This window comes from Enterococcus sp. BSD2780061688st2 D3 (assembly GCF_005844145.1).
Lineage (GTDB): Bacteria > Bacillota > Bacilli > Lactobacillales > Enterococcaceae > Enterococcus_B > Enterococcus_B durans.
The window spans coordinates 13,600-29,202 of record NZ_SPHN01000024.1 but is presented as its reverse complement, the minus strand read 5'-3'; the positions used below and the strand labels follow the sequence as shown (position 1 = coordinate 29,202).

Annotated in this window: 12 protein-coding genes, 15 tRNA genes and 1 rRNA gene; 23 read left to right on the top strand and 5 right to left on the bottom strand. The window is 39.0% G+C overall.

Annotation, left to right across the window (positions count from 1 at the left end):
• The 19 genes from rrf to FGQ66_RS13655 all read left to right on the top strand — a co-directional run.
• Positions 1-77, top strand: a 5S ribosomal RNA gene (rrf, locus tag FGQ66_RS15880); the annotation flags it as partial.
• A gap of 9 nt (positions 78-86) precedes the next feature.
• A tRNA-Asn gene (locus FGQ66_RS13740) sits at positions 87-160 on the top strand.
• 40 nt (positions 161-200) lie between these two features.
• Positions 201-289, top strand: a tRNA-Ser gene (locus tag FGQ66_RS13735).
• Between the two features lie 15 nt (positions 290-304).
• Positions 305-376: transfer RNA gene (locus tag FGQ66_RS13730), tRNA-Glu, on the top strand.
• A 14-nt stretch (positions 377-390) separates the two neighbouring features.
• Positions 391-463: transfer RNA gene (locus FGQ66_RS13725), tRNA-Val, on the top strand.
• A gap of 9 nt (positions 464-472) precedes the next feature.
• Positions 473-545 (top strand) — tRNA-Asp (locus tag FGQ66_RS13720).
• A 34-nt stretch (positions 546-579) separates the two neighbouring features.
• A tRNA-Phe gene (locus tag FGQ66_RS13715) sits at positions 580-655 on the top strand.
• Position 656: 1 nt separating this feature from the next.
• Positions 657-737, top strand: a tRNA-Tyr gene (locus FGQ66_RS13710).
• Between the two features lie 6 nt (positions 738-743).
• Positions 744-817: transfer RNA gene (locus FGQ66_RS13705), tRNA-Trp, on the top strand.
• A gap of 2 nt (positions 818-819) precedes the next feature.
• Positions 820-892 (top strand) — tRNA-His (locus FGQ66_RS13700).
• Positions 893-902: 10 nt separating this feature from the next.
• A tRNA-Gln gene (locus FGQ66_RS13695) sits at positions 903-974 on the top strand.
• A gap of 37 nt (positions 975-1,011) precedes the next feature.
• A tRNA-Cys gene (locus FGQ66_RS13690) sits at positions 1,012-1,082 on the top strand.
• Positions 1,083-1,102: 20 nt separating this feature from the next.
• Positions 1,103-1,187, top strand: a tRNA-Leu gene (locus tag FGQ66_RS13685).
• Positions 1,188-1,248: 61 nt separating this feature from the next.
• Positions 1,249-1,321: transfer RNA gene (locus FGQ66_RS13680), tRNA-His, on the top strand.
• A 9-nt stretch (positions 1,322-1,330) separates the two neighbouring features.
• A tRNA-Gln gene (locus FGQ66_RS13675) sits at positions 1,331-1,402 on the top strand.
• A gap of 9 nt (positions 1,403-1,411) precedes the next feature.
• Positions 1,412-1,495: transfer RNA gene (locus FGQ66_RS13670), tRNA-Leu, on the top strand.
• 221 nt (positions 1,496-1,716) lie between these two features.
• A complete protein-coding gene (locus tag FGQ66_RS13665) occupies positions 1,717-2,220 on the top strand; it encodes an AAA family ATPase (RefSeq protein ID WP_130095616.1) in 504 nt (167 codons plus the stop codon).
• 70 nt (positions 2,221-2,290) lie between these two features.
• Positions 2,291-2,662 carry a nuclear transport factor 2 family protein gene (locus tag FGQ66_RS13660; RefSeq protein WP_130095617.1) on the top strand — a complete coding sequence of 124 codons (372 nt, stop codon included), beginning with the start codon at positions 2,291-2,293 and terminating at the stop codon, positions 2,660-2,662.
• 226 nt (positions 2,663-2,888) lie between these two features.
• Entirely contained in the window at positions 2,889-3,098 is a 210-nt protein-coding gene (locus FGQ66_RS13655; RefSeq protein ID WP_005878492.1) for a DUF3923 family protein, read from the top strand.
• A gap of 507 nt (positions 3,099-3,605) precedes the next feature.
• Here the strand turns inward: FGQ66_RS13655 and FGQ66_RS13650 are convergent.
• From FGQ66_RS13650 to celB, 4 genes are all read right to left on the bottom strand, one after another.
• Entirely contained in the window at positions 3,606-4,208 is a 603-nt protein-coding gene (locus FGQ66_RS13650; protein WP_138302607.1) for an alpha/beta hydrolase, read from the bottom strand.
• A gap of 33 nt (positions 4,209-4,241) precedes the next feature.
• Positions 4,242-5,216, bottom strand: a complete 975-nt coding sequence (locus FGQ66_RS13645) for a ring-cleaving dioxygenase (RefSeq protein WP_138302606.1) — start codon at positions 5,214-5,216, stop codon at positions 4,242-4,244.
• Positions 5,217-5,382: 166 nt separating this feature from the next.
• Positions 5,383-6,102: a GntR family transcriptional regulator gene (locus tag FGQ66_RS13640; RefSeq protein ID WP_005878504.1), complete on the bottom strand. Its 720-nt coding sequence runs from the start codon at positions 6,100-6,102 to the stop codon at positions 5,383-5,385.
• A 269-nt stretch (positions 6,103-6,371) separates the two neighbouring features.
• On the bottom strand, positions 6,372-7,643 hold the full coding sequence (gene celB / locus FGQ66_RS13635; RefSeq protein ID WP_005878506.1) for a PTS cellobiose transporter subunit IIC: 1,272 nt from the start codon (positions 7,641-7,643) through the stop codon (positions 6,372-6,374).
• A gap of 154 nt (positions 7,644-7,797) precedes the next feature.
• Between celB and gmuD the strand changes: the two genes are divergently transcribed.
• The 3 genes from gmuD (at position 7,798) to thiD (ending at position 10,945) form a co-directional block, all read left to right on the top strand.
• A complete protein-coding gene (gene gmuD / locus FGQ66_RS13630; RefSeq protein ID WP_138302605.1) occupies positions 7,798-9,189 on the top strand; it encodes a 6-phospho-beta-glucosidase GmuD in 1,392 nt (463 codons plus the stop codon).
• Positions 9,190-9,459: 270 nt separating this feature from the next.
• Positions 9,460-9,900 (top strand): universal stress protein, encoded by a 441-nt coding sequence (locus tag FGQ66_RS13625; RefSeq protein ID WP_081134450.1) that lies wholly within the window; start codon positions 9,460-9,462, stop codon positions 9,898-9,900.
• A gap of 214 nt (positions 9,901-10,114) precedes the next feature.
• Entirely contained in the window at positions 10,115-10,945 is an 831-nt protein-coding gene (thiD, locus tag FGQ66_RS13620) for a bifunctional hydroxymethylpyrimidine kinase/phosphomethylpyrimidine kinase (RefSeq protein WP_138302608.1), read from the top strand.
• 177 nt (positions 10,946-11,122) lie between these two features.
• Here thiD and cls read toward each other — a convergent pair whose 3' ends face one another.
• Positions 11,123-12,574: a cardiolipin synthase gene (gene cls / locus FGQ66_RS13615; RefSeq protein WP_138302604.1), complete on the bottom strand. Its 1,452-nt coding sequence runs from the start codon at positions 12,572-12,574 to the stop codon at positions 11,123-11,125.
• A gap of 347 nt (positions 12,575-12,921) precedes the next feature.
• Between cls and FGQ66_RS13610 the strand changes: the two genes are divergently transcribed.
• The gene (locus tag FGQ66_RS13610) at positions 12,922-15,588 is read left to right on the top strand and encodes a cation-translocating P-type ATPase (protein ID WP_138302603.1); all 2,667 of its coding nucleotides are present in this window, start codon (positions 12,922-12,924) and stop codon (positions 15,586-15,588) included.
• Positions 15,589-15,603: the final 15 nt, after the last annotated feature.

The following is a 15,603-nucleotide window of genomic DNA, read 5'->3' as shown; positions in this document are numbered from 1 at the left end:
CCGAACACAGAAGTTAAGCTTCTTAGCGCCGATTGTAGTGAGGGGTTGCCCCTTGTGAGAGTAGGACGTCGCCACGCTGGTAATATTCCGGCATAGCTCAGTTGGTAGTAGCGCATGACTGTTAATCATGATGTCGTAGGTTCGAGTCCTACTGCCGGAGTTCTCATTTATGAGAAAGAGTAATGAGCTTCTTTCACTCGGGAGAGTTGTCCGAGAGGCCGAAGGAGCATGATTGGAAATCATGTAGATGGTTTATACTGTCTCAAGGGTTCGAATCCCTTACTCTCCGTAATAGAATTATCCTGGCCCGTTGGTCAAGCGGTTAAGACACCGCCCTTTCACGGCGGTAACACGGGTTCGAGTCCCGTACGGGTCATTAATTGAAAATATGGAGGTTTAGCTCAGCTGGGAGAGCATCTGCCTTACAAGCAGAGGGTCAGCGGTTCGATCCCGTTAACCTCCATAATGAATTGGTTCCGTGGTGTAGGGGTTAACATGCCTGCCTGTCACGCAGGAGATCGCGGGTTCGATTCCCGTCGGAACCGTCATTCTTTTTCAATTAATACATTTTTAAATATTGGCGCGGTAGCTCAGTTGGTAGAGCAACGGATTGAAGCTCCGTGTGTCGGCAGTTCGATTCTGTCCCGCGCCACCATGGAGGAGTAGCGAAGTGGCTAAACGCGACGGACTGTAAATCCGTTCCTTAGGGTTCAGTGGTTCGAATCCACTCTCCTCCATTTAATAGGGGCATAGTTTAAAGGTAGAACAGCGGTCTCCAAAACCGTTAGTGTGGGTTCAATTCCTGCTGCCCCTGCCATGGCGATTGTGGCGAAGTGGTTAACGCACCGGATTGTGGCTCCGGCATTCGTGGGTTCGATTCCCATCATTCGCCCTTCTTTTCTTGGGGTATAGCCAAGCGGTAAGGCAAGGGACTTTGACTCCCTCATGCGTTGGTTCGAATCCAGCTACCCCAGTTCTATAATTTACTTTATAGACTGATAATAGTATAATGGCGGTATAGCCAAGTGGTAAGGCAGAGGTCTGCAAAACCTTCATCACCGGTTCAAATCCGGTTACCGCCTTAGTACTAATAAATCAACTTGCCGGCGTGGCGGAATTGGCAGACGCGCTGGACTCAAAATCCAGTGCCCGTTGAGGGCGTGCCGGTTCGACCCCGGCCGCCGGTATTGACTAAGATGAACCCATCTTAGTTTTTTATTGAGAAATAAAATAACATATCTTATTATGGCGAATGTGGCGAAGTGGTTAACGCACCGGATTGTGGCTCCGGCATTCGTGGGTTCGATTCCCATCATTCGCCCTTCTTTTTTGGGGTATAGCCAAGCGGTAAGGCAAGGGACTTTGACTCCCTCATGCGTTGGTTCGAATCCAGCTACCCCAGTTTTATCACGCCGGCGTGGCGGAATTGGCAGACGCGCTGGACTCAAAATCCAGTGATCTCACGATCGTGCCGGTTCGACCCCGGCCGCCGGTATCCTAACCCAAACGTAGTTTTTACGTTTGGGTTTTCTTTTTGTTTCTAGGAAAAGTAATGGCACACTGACATATTCTTATGTTAGTGTTTTCTTGTTTGAAAAAAATAGGAGAATACATTTTCACTCAATGAAAACCTCTTTTGTCAAAAATATGTGTCTCTTTCATATTATGCTATATTTATTTGTGAAAACAAATGAACGTGTTAATAGGAGAAGACATATGAGTAAGTTGATTATTTTAAGAGGAAACTCTGGTAGTGGCAAAACAACTACTGCTAAGGCTATACAAAATTATTTTCCACGTGGAAAAGTGATGCTCATTTCTCAAGATGAGATCCGTTTAGGTATTTTAAATGTCAAAGATCGTAAAGAGAATCCGACTGCTGATTTAATTCGACTGATTGCTGAATTTGGATATGATAAATTTGATGTAGTGATTGTTGAAGGTATTCTTGGTTCTCACATTTACAAAGAGATGTTTGAACACTTATGTCGTTTTTTTGATGAGGTATACACTTACTACTATGATATTTCATTTGAAGAAACTGTGGCACGTCATGGACAACGAGAAAAAGCAAAAGAATTTGGTGCTGAGCGTATGAAAAAATGGTGGGTGGAAAAAGATGTATTAAATTTCTCAAATGAAATGTTGATCACGTCAGAAATGACTCAAGAACAAGTGGTCCAAATGATTATCTCTGATATGAATGAAAACGGTTTATGATTTCTTTGATGCAAGTCTTTATTTTTCACCTTTTTATAGATACTACAATTGATTTCTAAGGAGAAGTATTATGGACAAAAGAAAAATGATTCAAAACTATTTTCACTCATGGATCACAAGAGACTTTTCCAAAATACCTGAATACTTTCATCAAGATATCGTGTATAGAGAATGTTACGGGCCAGTATATCATGGTATGGATGAAATCAGTAGTTGGCTTTGTCATATGCGAACAAAACAAAGGGTTATTGCATGGCACATCTATCGGATACTTGATGTTTTAGATGATATTTTTGTGGTGGAGTGGTACTTTTATGCTGAAGAGACAGCAAAATACAGTTTCTATGGTGTTTCAATCATAGAATTTGATGGAGGTAAGATCATCTCGATTAGTGAATACGAACAAAAGCATGAAACGTATAGACCGTATGAAGAAACGTAATTCCTTTGTATTGAATAGTATATTTTTTAAGCGTTTTCTCTATCGATGAGGTTTTCTATTTTTCACTTTCTTTTGAGAAGAGGAAAGCGAGTTGAGAAATCTATGTTAGTATTGATTCATGGAAATGGTAAACGATGTTTAGAAGCTGAAATTAGAAGAAGCGTATTTTATTTCAATTCCAATCATTCTTTATGCGTTTCTACTACTATTCAGAGGAGTGGAAAATATGAAGTTGTGGAAGGTTGTTAATATTTTAGAATTAGTCATTTTTGTTGTGGGTATTTTATTCTTGTGGTTTAGAAAAGTCGATGGTAGCGGAGTTGTCAATACAACAAATAATAAAATGGTTTCTATAGCTATGCTGGTTATTTTCTTTATTATTCTTGCAATCATCCAATTGATTTGGTTTAGAGCTCTTAAAAAGAGAAGTCTGTGAATCATCATTTTATAAATGAATTGCCTGATTTTTAATTTGGTTATGCGGAATTGCAGTGTTTCATCGAGAATTGATTCTCTAAGGGTCACTATTTTGGTCGTGTCAGAAGATAACTCATGTTTGGAATCGTTTTTTGAGTATCAGAAGTAGATTCACCGCCTAGTTTAGACTGATAGTTTGATTGCTCAACTCTAAATAATGAAATGCAAAAAAGAAGGAGCGTGGGACAAAAGTAAGAAACACTTTTGTCTCATTCTTTAAAAACGAATAAACGGTGGGAGCAGAAGCAACTCCTTCTTAAATAAGCCGAAATTCACAAAAATTCGAAAAGCAATTTTCGTGAATTTCTTCTTATTTCTCAGAGTTAAGCACTTCTGTCCCAGCCTCTAAACGTGTTAATAAATTAGTAGGTTGCTTGACTTAACATCAAAAGAATCCGCCAGAAGAAAACAGGGTTAGTTGTTTTTCTTCTGGCGGATCATTCTTAGTAAGTTCCTATTCTAGGGATCAACTATTTTTATCTAGCCACTCTTTAGCAATGGTTAACTCTTCCATCGTCAATTGATGTCCTGTATTTGTGTTGGTTACGGTCAATTGGGCATGACGAGTTTCAAATTCGTTGATTAAAGCAGAAATAGCTGTGGAAGAGACAATAGGATCGTCTTCACTGTAGGAAAGCCAGATTTTTTTGTCCGCCAATGAAAAGGATTGCTGATGGTTACCTAATGACATTGGATGAAAAAAGAGACCTGTTTTTAGACCCGTTTGACTTTCTAACATCAAGTGCGCAGCAATATTTGCACCGTTTGAGTAACCGACAACGATCCAGTCACTCAAAGGGATTCGTTCGTTTTCACTGATTGTTTTGATTTCTTCGTGCAAGTTTGTTGACTCTTCTTCTAAACTTTCATAATCAAATTGATTCAATCCATTTCGTTTGAAAAAACGATTCATACCGTCTTCATTGATGGAACCGCGAAAAGAGAGAAGTGTGCTATTGGGAGCTAAAAAGTGGGCGATGTCAATTAAAGAGTATTCATCTCCACCTGTACCATGAAGCAAGAGTAACTTTTTGCCATTAGGGCTACCTTTTTCGAATAAATAGTGCATGGGGCGCCTCCTTTTTTCACTCATAGAAAACAGTTATTCACGTTTTTTATTCGCATCGCTAGTATCGAATGGACGGACATATTCTTCGATCTCTGCTCGTTTCTCTTCTAAGAAAGGTGGTAAGGACAATATCTCTCCTGCGGTTTCAGTTGGTTCATCACCAAAAAATCCAGGTCCATCTGTAGCTAATTCGAATAACACGTGAGAAGCGGCTAAGAAATATTCTGATTGGAAATAAAAGCGATCAACAAAGCCTGAATTTGGTAAATCAACTTTATTGATCAAGCGAATCCAGTGTTCCAACGCTTCTTTATCTGCGACACGTAAAGCTAAGTGATGGATATTGCCAAATCCTTCTATTGCGTCTGGAAGATCAGTCCGGTGTTCGATGATGATACTAGCCCCATTACCCCCTTCGCCTACTTCAAATTGATAAAAAGCATCTGCATGAGCTGTTTCTTTAAATCCTAAGATGTTTTCTAGGATCACGCGGATATGGTCTAAGTTTTTGACTCGAACAAAAACAGGGCCTAATCCAGTAATGCCATATTTTGATGGAACGTTACTGTTTTTCCATGGGATACCAGAAGCGATGCCGTGGTTATTTTCGTCTGAAATCAGTTGGTATGCTTGACTGTCAAAATCTTCAAACTCTAAATACTTTTTAGAAAAGCGTTCGTTGATCTCAGAATGAGTGATACCATATTTTTCAAATCGTTCGAGCCAAAATGTCAATGCTTCATCGTTTGGAACTCTAAAAGAAGCTCTTGAAATCGTATCAGTACCTTTTTTTCCTTTTGCCTGATTTGGAAAATCAAAAAAAGTCATATCAGTTCCTGGTGCTCCATGTTCATCTGTGAAGTAAAGATGATAAGTTTCGATGTCGTCTTGATTGACGGTTTTTTTCACTAAACGCATACCCAAAATGTCAGTAAAAAAACGATAGATTTTTGTGGCACTAGAAGTCATTGCTGTAACGTGGTGGATTCCTCTGATTTGTGTGTCCATACTGCTTCCTCCTGTTCGCTTACAAAAAGTAAGTAAGTGATGATAGATACAGTATAGTGGGGGAGGGGAGTTAATGCAATTAATTTGTCTTTGTGTTTTATTGGCTGAATGATATAAAAAAAGTCCCTTACATGAAACGGCTGTTTCTTGCAAGGGCTATATGATTTTAATTAGAGCGGACATCAAGTACAGAATAATTACGAACATCGAACCGATTACGACTTGAGGAATATTCAATAGGTTGGCCGTCTTTTAAGTAGACGACTTGTTGGACTTCCAGTACAGGATCGGTCTCACTACAATTTAAATATTCTTGGTCAAAAGTGGTGCTTTTATCTGCAGAGATTGCGCGATAGGCTCCAGCAAAGTGAATATTCAATTCTTTATGCAAGTAATCATAAATAGAAGAAAGCAGGTGTTCTCTTTTTAAGCCAGGTACTAAGTTAACGGGCATAAATGTGTGTTCCAAAATGTAAGGTTCATTGTCCAGTATGCGTAGGCGATGGATGTTATAAACGGGTTGTTCTGCATCGACCATCAAGCGCTCCTGGATATATTCATTCGGAAACTCCACGTCGAAATGGATCACTTGACTTGTTAGAGAACGATGGCGTTTATGCATTTGATAGCTTAGACCTTCGTATTCATTGGCAGGAGAAGTATCTTTTTCCATAAAAGGATGATTCAATATTTTTGTCCCAGAGCCTCTTTGAGAGTAAAGCAATCCTTCCATTGCTAAAATGTTGATTGCTTTTTTGATCGTCATGCGGCTGGCACCGAATTCTTTCACCAAGTCCACTTGATTCGGTAAAAAACTATTAGGCGGATATTCTTTTGAACGAATCCGCTCTCTTAATATATGGGCTATTTCTTCGTATTTTGGCACGTTATTCACCTCACAATTGAGTATAACTAAAGATATCTTTTTCGACAACAAGTAATCGAAAAAGAAGGTCGGTAGTAAAAAAAACTGTGGGGAAAAATCTGAAAATCAGTTTTATTACAGACTCTCGAATAAACGACGTCCAAAAGTCTAGATTTTCGGAAATTTAAAAAAACGAACAATACATTTTTGTATTGCTCGTTTTTCTCCCTAATTTCTCAAACCTAAATGACTTTTGTCTCGACCTCTTTTCAATGTAGTAAAAGTAGTTGTTATAAGACATCCAAGTCTGGTTGTTTGTCCAAGACCTTAAGGAACGGATACCAAATGAAAGCTACAATCACAAAGTCAACAACTTGAAGGAGCCCGCCTAACCAAGAATTGGTTGCCAACACGCCACTTGCGATGATTGGAACAGTCCAAGGCACCGAGACGCCAGTTGGTGGTGGTACGATCCCAGCTGCCATGATCAAGTAGTTGAATGTAGTGACGATCAGTGGTGCAATGACCCAAGGAATCAAGATCGTTGCGTTTAAAACGATTGGCAACCCGAAGATCACAGGTTCATTCACATTGAAGATCCCGGGAGCTAAAGCTAGACGACCAACATCACGATATTGTTTTTTCTTCAAAACAAATGCCATCAAAAGGACAACAGCCAGTGTCATACCTGAACCACCGATACCCACGGTAAAAGTTTCCATGAATGGTTTAGTGATGATGTGTGGCAATTCTTTCCCTTGTTGATAAGCTTCAAGGTTATCAAGCATCAAAGTGTTCCAGATCGGGTCCATTACAGAGTTGACGATGATTTGACCATGAAGTCCGAAGAACCATAGGAATTGAACAAAAAACAAAGCAATCAATGTAGCTGGTAAGCTGCTTCCCAATCCAGTCAATGGTTTCTGGATTACTTCATAAACCACATCATGAAGATTTGCATGGAAGACACCAGTCATAATCGCGTTGATAACTAAGAAAACAGTTAATGTCACAACGGCTGGAATCAAAGCAGCAAAAGATTTTGATACTGCTGGTGGTACACCGTCAGGCATTTTGATCTGCCAACCACGTTTTGTGATACGGCAGTAGATTTCACCTGCAATAAATGCAGCAATCATACCAATGAACATCCCTTTAGCGCCAAGTCGATCAAGCGACAAGACACCAGAAACCTCTTCGCCTCCAGGTGTAGTCATGACAAAAGGAGTAAGAATCAAAAAGCTCGCAAAGGAAACTGCTCCGCCAAAAATACCTTCAACGTCATAGGATTTCGATAAATAATAGCCAATACCAAAAGTAACAAAGACAGACATGATACTCATTGTTGCATTTTGACCGTTTCCAAATAGAGTGGTTAAAGTTCCTTTCGTGCTATCACTGAAAAATGGAAGATTATTGATAACTACCACGATAGAACCAAACATCGTTAATGGAAAAGATAGCATAAATGCGTCTCTTAAAACCGTCAAGTAACGATTTCGCCCTAACATATTTGCTAGAGGCATGATTTTCTGAGCAAGCTTATCCATAAAACCGTTCATTATTTTCACCTCAAATTTATTTTTGTAATCGATTACAAAAATAGTATAACTGGTATTTTATTAAATGTCTAGTCATTTATTATAAAAGTATTGATTTATTTTTTGGTATTCGTTATCATAACGGTATCAAAAGAAAATAAGCGAGGGCAAAAAAATGACAAAGTATAAATTTCCAGAGAATTTTTGGTGGGGTTCGGCAGCTAGCGGGCCACAAACAGAAGGAAGAATCCAAGGCGATCACAAAGGAGAGAATATTTGGGATTACTGGTATGAACAAGAACCAGAAAAGTTTTTCAATCAAGTTGGGCCGGAAAAAACGAGTCAGGTTTATACTAAATTCCGTGAAGACGTACAATTGATGAAGAAAACAGGCCATAATACTTTCCGGACGTCTATCCAATGGAGCCGTCTACTACCAAATGGAACTGGGGAAGTAAATCAGACTGCAGTTGATTTTTACCGTGCGTATTTCAAAGAACTATTAGACAATGGTATTGAACCTTTTGTGAATCTCTATCATTTTGATATGCCGCTGACACTTCAAAAAAATGGTGGCTGGTTAGACCGAAAAACTGTCGATGCATATGTGGATTATGCGACTACTTGTTTTGACTTGTTCGGCGATCTTGTAAAAAAATGGTTTACCCACAATGAGCCGATCGTTCCAGTTGAAGGAGGGTACCTGTATCAATTCCATTATCCAAATCATGTCAATATGAAAGAGGCTATTCAAGTTGGCTATCATGAAAATCTGGCGAGTGCCAAAGCGATCAAGGCATATCACCAATTGGCACAAGATGGAGAAATCGGGATCATCTTAAATCTGACACCAAGCTACCCGAGAGATGAAACAAATGAAGAAGATGTGAAAGCCGCAACGATCGCGGATGCTTTCTTTAATCGCTCGTTCCTTGATCCCGCTGTAAAAGGCGAGTTTCCGCAAGACTTGATCAAGATTGTCAAAGAATTGGATTTATTACCTGAGATAAAAGAAGGGGATCTGGAAACGATCAAAGAAAATACGGTCGATCTATTAGGGATCAATTATTACCAACCGCGACGGATCAAAGCGAAAGAAACGCCAGTGGATACAAAAAATGGTCCTATGCCAGATGATTATTTTGATAATTATGATCTGCCAAATAAAAAAATGAACCCTTATCGTGGATGGGAAATCTATGAAAAAGGAATTTATGATATTTTGACGAATACTAGAGAAAATTATGGAAATATCAAATGCTATATTTCCGAAAATGGTATGGGGGTTGAAGGAGAAGAACGTTTTATCAATGAGAATGGCGTGATTGAAGATGATTACCGCATCGAATTTGTTACGGATCATCTAAAATATGTTCATCAAGCAATCGAAGAAGGCACAAATTGTGTTGGTTACCATATGTGGACGTGCATGGATAACTGGTCATGGACAAATGCATATAAGAATCGCTATGGTTTTATTGCAGTAGATCTTGCTCAAGATGGAAAACGGACGATCAAGAAATCTGGTCATTGGTTCAGCGAAGTGGCTAAGAACAACGGATTCTAGAAACGAACTTCTAATAAAAAGAAGCAATGACAGAAGTAAAAGCGTTTCTCGTATGCAAGAAATTTGAATAAATGGTGGGAATAGAAATTGCCTCCTTAAAAAATAAACATGAATCTTCAAAAATTTGAAAAATAATTTTCGTGAGATTTGGCTTATTTCTTGAGGGTAGGTTTATTTCTATTCTGGCCTTTTTTTATATAAAAATGATACAAGTAAATATTTGTTATGGGGACTCAATAGTGCTAGAATTAAGGCAAGGAGGCGTTTACAATGTTAGATGCGTATAAAAATATTTTAGTTGCAATTGATGGTTCGGAAAAAGCTGAAAAGGCTTTTATGGAGGCGATTGCAGCTGCTAAGAGAAATCAAGCAACTTTGCACATTTTGTATGTCAATGAAGTGACTGGCAACTATTTCGGTGACTTTGGGTTCCTGACACCAAATCTTCAAGAAGAATTAGATGAAGTAGCGGAAAAACAAATGAATGAGCATCGAAATCTGGCAATTGAAAAAGGATTGACAGATATCGAGACATATATTTTATATGGTTATCCCAAAACATTGATCGCAAACTTCAATGAATCCAAAGAACCAATCGATTTGATCGTGATGGGTGCGACAGGGTTAAATGCAGTGGAACGAGCGTTAGTTGGTTCAACAACTTCCTATGTAGTAAACCATGCACCATGTAATGTGCTCGTAATTAAATAACATTATCAATTAATAATAATGCTTTTAAGGAATTGCTTCTTGCTTTTCCTTAAAAGTTTTTTTTAGTGTCTATTTCTTTATCATTGGTATGAAAACGCTAAATCCAAAGTATTTTCAAATAAATTTGATTGTAGGAGTAAAGTAGTGGTATAGTAACTGCAAAAGAAAAAATCAATCAAAAATGATAGATAAAAGAACGAAGGGAATGATCATGATGGAACAACAATATTTACAAGTAATGACCATCGCTGGTTCAGATAGTGATGGCAGTGCCGGGATGCAAGCAGATATGCATACGTTTTTTACTCGAGGCGTTTATGGTGTCTCTGTAATGACTGCTTGCGTGGCAGGAAACTCATATGGCATTGGCGCAAGTGTGACGCTGCCAACTGACTTTATTGATAAAGAGTTTGCATTGATTGCAGAAGATTACCAAGTAAAAGCAGCAAAAACAGGGATGTTAGCTGATTCTACATTGATCGAAACAGTTGTTGAGAATTACCAAAAGTATGACTTCGGTCCTTTAGTCGTTGATCCTGTGATCGTGACCAAACATGGCAATCTGTTATTAGAGGAATCTGCTTTACAAAGCTTGAAAGACAAACTTTTACCTTTAGCAACAGTTTTGACTCCTAATTTTTATGAAGCAGAAAAATTGACTGGCCGATCATTGTCAGAAGAGGAAGATTACGTTCAAGCAGCAAAGGAACTCCAACAAATGGGGGCAAAAAATGTCATGATCAAAGGGCATCATTTAAAGGATGCAGACCAAAAAGACGTAAAAGATTATGTCTTGCTTGAATCCGGAAAGTCATTTTGGTTAAGTGCACCTTTTTATCCTACTGATCGTATCAACGGCACAGGGGATTCTTTATCTGCTTGTATTGCAGCAGAATTAGCTAAAGGAAAATCTGTTGAGGAAGCCATTCGTTTTGCGAAAGAATATGTGAATGTTGCGATACGAGAAGAAATCAACGTAGGGCATAAATATGGACCAATCAATCATTGGGCAGCTGGAGCATTGAAGGAATCTGCAGATTTCTAACATATATCTGGGTCGAAAATGAAAATAAACCAATAGTAAAAAGTTGACTACTTTGAAAATAGGCTTTCCTATTTTTTTGAGTAGCCAACTTTTTTTACGAACAGCTGATCGTTTTGATACGTGATCTATGAGAACCAAGAGTGTTAGATGAAAAATACTGGGAATAACTTATCCAGACTATAAAATTGGTGAGAACAAACGTGAAATTTGTTGTTTGAACAATAACCACTTAGACATTTCTTTGACTGTTTCAGTTGTCATCGGTGTACACTTTTCTTCATCAACCAAAAATTGGTCTGCTAATTGGTTCAAGAAGTCTGCATCGTAAATGACAGCACTAGTTTCAAAGTTCAGACGGTAACTACGAATATCTTGATTGGCAGAGCCCACCATACAGATTTCATCATCCATGATCAGTGTCTTTGCGTGTAGAAATCCATTTTCATACACTAGGATCTGTACATTCTCTTTGATCAATTGTCTAGCATAATATTGAGTAGCGCGATAGATGAAGGGATGATCGGGCTTGTTTGGGATCATGATCTTGACTTCGACACCTGAGGCAGCTGCAATTTTTAAAGCTGCAAGTACACTTTCATCAGGTACAAGATAGGGCGTTTGGATCCAAATCCGTTTTTTCGCTGAAGTGATCAGTTTGATGAAGGATAACTTGATCTGCTCACGTTCATTGTTCGGACCGCTTGATACTAATTGAATAGATGTATTTTCATGCTTATAGTCTTTCCCTGGTTCTTTTTGGAAAAAGTAATTAAGATGATAGCCGACTTTTTTCTGTTCAGGAACTGAAACATTCCAATCTGTTAGAAAGCGTAATTGCAAGAGCGATGCTGCAGCTCCATAGATTCGAAGATGTGTGTCACGCCAATACCCAAATTTTTTTGTTACGTTGACGTATTGATCAGCGATATTGAAACCACCGATATAACCGATTTTTCCATCGATCACAACAATTTTGCGGTGATCATGATAGTTTAGGCGGAAACGGAGCAATGCACGTTGAGAAGTAATAAATGTGTGAACGTGTCCACCATTTTTAATTAGTTTGTTGAAGTCCTTTGGTTTTGTTCCGTTGGAGCCAAAGGCATCATACAGTAAACGGACTTCTACTTCTTCTGTTGCTTTTTCTTCAAGTAACGACAAGATCTGTTGGCCAATATTGTCTGTTACAAAGGCATAATACTCAATATGGACGGAATGTTTGGCCGCTTTGATATCTTTTAATAGAGCGTCCAGTTTTTCTTGTCCATCTGTCAATAAAGTGACTGAATTTTTTCGAGTCAGTGGCATACGATTGAGTGAAGAGAAAAAATCAACGAATTGTTGATGTTCCAGATTTTCCATCAATGGATCATAGTGATCGATCGTGTCTCCTTTGAAATCTTGAAAATTTTCTAATTCTTTCAAGTCACTTTGTCTTAAATAGAATTTTTTCTTATCTGTCAGGCCACGCCCAAAGAAAAGGTAGAGTATAAACCCAATACCGGGAAGCGCGAAAAGTACAAGTAACCATGCCCAGATAGCAGCAACATCACGTGGTTTGATCAAAATAATAACTAAAGCAATGATGACGTTGATCAAATAAAGGACATAAATAATATTTGTTCCCACAGTCAAATCCTCCTTTTTTACAATAACAATAGTATAGCATGAGAACAAAAAGAAGCCTACAAATGAAGAACGCCATTTTTGTAAACAAGGTTGAAAATATCCAGTAAACTAAGCTAAAGTGGTTGCTTTTTGGCATATATTCAGGTAGGATAATAGTACAGTTGAATATCTCCTTAGGGGAGTAACCGACAACATTTGTTGTGATAATATCAACAGTAAGTTAACCAAATGGTTATCTGGTATTGTATGAAATGGTGAGACCTAAGACAAATCCGCATTTGTCTTAGGTCTCTTTTTTTCAGTCAGGACAATTGCCGATAACTAAAAATCAAAATGGGGGATGAAATTTGGAAAACAAGGAACAGGCTCAGCAAGCCGTCTACAAGGAATCAGTCGACTCGCTGATGCAAAAAACGCAGAGCTCGACCGAAGGATTGAGTACGACGCTCGCAAAAGAAAAGTTAGAAAGAGATGGATTGAATCAGCTAAAGGAAGCACCTAAGAAACCGACATGGAAATTGTTCTTAGAAACATTCAAAGATGCTATGGTCATCGTGTTGCTGATTGTCGCATTGATCCAAATGGTCATGGGTGACTACATCGAATTCTTAGTTATTTTTGCCGTGTTGATGTTGAACTCCGTGATCAGTGTTATCCAAACAAAAAAAGCAGAAGGCTCTTTAGAAGCATTAAAAAGTCTTTCCGCACCTGATGCGCGTGTTATCCGTGACGGAAAAGAACGGACGATTCCAGCAAATGAGTTAGTTGTTGGGGATATCGTCTTATTAGATGCAGGGGATTATGTACCTGCTGATGGGCGGCTGTTAGAAGCTGGTTCATTAAAAGTAGATGAAGGAATGCTTACTGGTGAATCGACAGCTTCAGAAAAAGAGGTTGTATCGATTGAGCAAACAGTACCGATCGGCGACCGTATAAATATGGTGTTTAGTGGAACGATCATCACTTATGGCCGCGGGAAATTCTTAGTAACTGCTACTGGGAACAATACAGAAATCGGAGAAGTTGCTGGGCTTCTTGAATCAACAACGGAACAAGTCACTCCTCTACAACGTGGATTAGACAAATTCAGTAAAAAATTAAGTTTGGCGATCCTAGCTTTATCACTAGTTATTTTAGGTATCCAATTGTTCCGTATCTATTTAGGTGAGGGAACAGGGGATCTAACTGCAGATATCGTTAGTGCAGTCATGTTCGCAGTTGCTGTTGCCGTAGCGGCTATTCCAGAGGCATTGCAATCGATCGTAACAATCGTTTTGTCTTTAGGAACAAATAAAATGGCAAAACGTCATGCGATCATTCGTAAGTTACCTGCGGTTGAAACACTTGGATCAACAAGTATCATTTGTACCGATAAGACTGGTACGTTGACTCAAAATAAAATGACAGTGGTTGATTATTATTTGGCAAATGGCGCTACGGGAGACTTCACGAATGATCCAGCCAAATGGTCTGATGATGAACGCCGTTTGATTGAGATCAGTGTCTTAGCAAATGATGCTTCGATCAGTGAAGATGGTACAAAACTAGGCGATCCAACAGAAGTGGCATTCATTGATTTCAGTGAAAAGTTGAACCAGCCTTATCAAGAAATCCGAAATACCTATCCAAGACAAGCAGAATTACCATTTGATTCTGACCGTAAATTGATGTCAACGGCACATAACATCAACAATGGCCAATATTTGTTCGTCAAGGGTGGACCGGATATCATCTTTGGTCGTAGTAAAAAAGCGTTGGTCAATGGAGAAGTTGTGCCAATGACAGAAGAACTGATGACAAAATTCAAAGAACAAAATGAAGCTTTTTCAAATCGTGCGTTACGTGTTTTAGCTTTTGCGTATCGTCCAATTGAAAGCACAGAACTTTCATTTGAAGATGAAAATGACTTGATCTTAGTTGGATTGCTTGCAATGATTGATCCGCCAAGAGAAGAAGTGACACAAGCCGTCAAAGAAGCAAGAAGTGCTGGTATCAAGACGATCATGATCACAGGTGACCATAAGACGACTGCTGTAGCAATCGCCAAAGAAATCGGCATTTTTGAAGAAGGCGATCAAGCGTTGACTGGTACAGAATTAGATGATCTGACAGAAGACCAACTGAACGAAGTACTAGAAAAAGTGACCGTATATGCGCGTGTTTCACCAGAAAACAAAATTAGGATCGTACGAGCATGGCAAAATAAAGGCCATATTTCAGCGATGACCGGTGATGGTGTCAATGATGCACCAGCCTTGAAACAAGCAGATATCGGTATTGCAATGGGAACAGGTACGGATGTTGCGAAAGATGCTGCTGCAATGGTCTTGACTGATGACAACTTTGCATCGATCGTCAGTGCCGTTGAAGTAGGACGAAATGTCTTCGATAACATCAAGAAGGCCATTTCTTACCTATTTTCAGGTAACTTGGGTGCAATCATTGCGATTATTTTTGCTTTAGTTGCTGATTGGTCAAATCCATTTACTGCATTACAATTACTATTTATCAACTTAGTGAACGACTCTCTTCCTGCTATTGCTTTAGGAACGGAAAAAGCGGAACCAGCAACGATGGGTAGACCACCAAGAGATCCAAATTCCGGTATTTTTACGGATAAAACGTTGATCTCAGTAACTTACCGTGGTGTATTGATCGGGATCGCAGTTATTTTTGCTCAATGGTTAGGGATGCAACACTCACCAGAATTTGGTGTAGCAATGTCCTTCTCTACATTGATCTGGTGCCGGACGTTACAAACATTTCCAGCACGTTCCAATACACAAACAGCGATCCAAGCTGGATTCTTCTCAAATCGAAGTGTCTTGTTAGCTGTTGTCGTATGTAGTGCATTATACTGCTTGACCATGATTCCTGGGTTAAAACAAGTCTTCTCAATTCCAGCTGCTTTTGGCTTAACTGAAGTCTTTACATGTATCGGAATTGCCTTAGTGACGGTTATTTTGATGGAAATCACAAAAATGATCCTTGTCCACGTACAAAAGAATAAATAAAACCAAAAAAACGCT

What these genes read in the sequence shown, in the direction of transcription:
- FGQ66_RS13665 (WP_130095616.1), top strand. Translation starts at nt 1,717, where the DNA reads ATGAGTAAGTTGATTATTTTAAGAGGAAACTCTGGTAGTGGCAAAACA.
- FGQ66_RS13660 (WP_130095617.1), top strand. Translation starts at nt 2,291, where the DNA reads ATGGACAAAAGAAAAATGATTCAAAACTATTTTCACTCATGGATCACA.
- FGQ66_RS13655 (WP_005878492.1), top strand. Translation starts at nt 2,889, where the DNA reads ATGAAGTTGTGGAAGGTTGTTAATATTTTAGAATTAGTCATTTTTGTT.
- FGQ66_RS13650 (WP_138302607.1), bottom strand. Translation starts at nt 4,208, where the DNA reads ATGCACTATTTATTCGAAAAAGGTAGCCCTAATGGCAAAAAGTTACTC.
- FGQ66_RS13645 (WP_138302606.1), bottom strand. Translation starts at nt 5,216, where the DNA reads ATGGACACACAAATCAGAGGAATCCACCACGTTACAGCAATGACTTCT.
- celB (WP_005878506.1), bottom strand. Translation starts at nt 7,643, where the DNA reads ATGAACGGTTTTATGGATAAGCTTGCTCAGAAAATCATGCCTCTAGCA.
- gmuD (WP_138302605.1), top strand. Translation starts at nt 7,798, where the DNA reads ATGACAAAGTATAAATTTCCAGAGAATTTTTGGTGGGGTTCGGCAGCT.
- FGQ66_RS13625 (WP_081134450.1), top strand. Translation starts at nt 9,460, where the DNA reads ATGTTAGATGCGTATAAAAATATTTTAGTTGCAATTGATGGTTCGGAA.
- thiD (WP_138302608.1), top strand. Translation starts at nt 10,115, where the DNA reads ATGGAACAACAATATTTACAAGTAATGACCATCGCTGGTTCAGATAGT.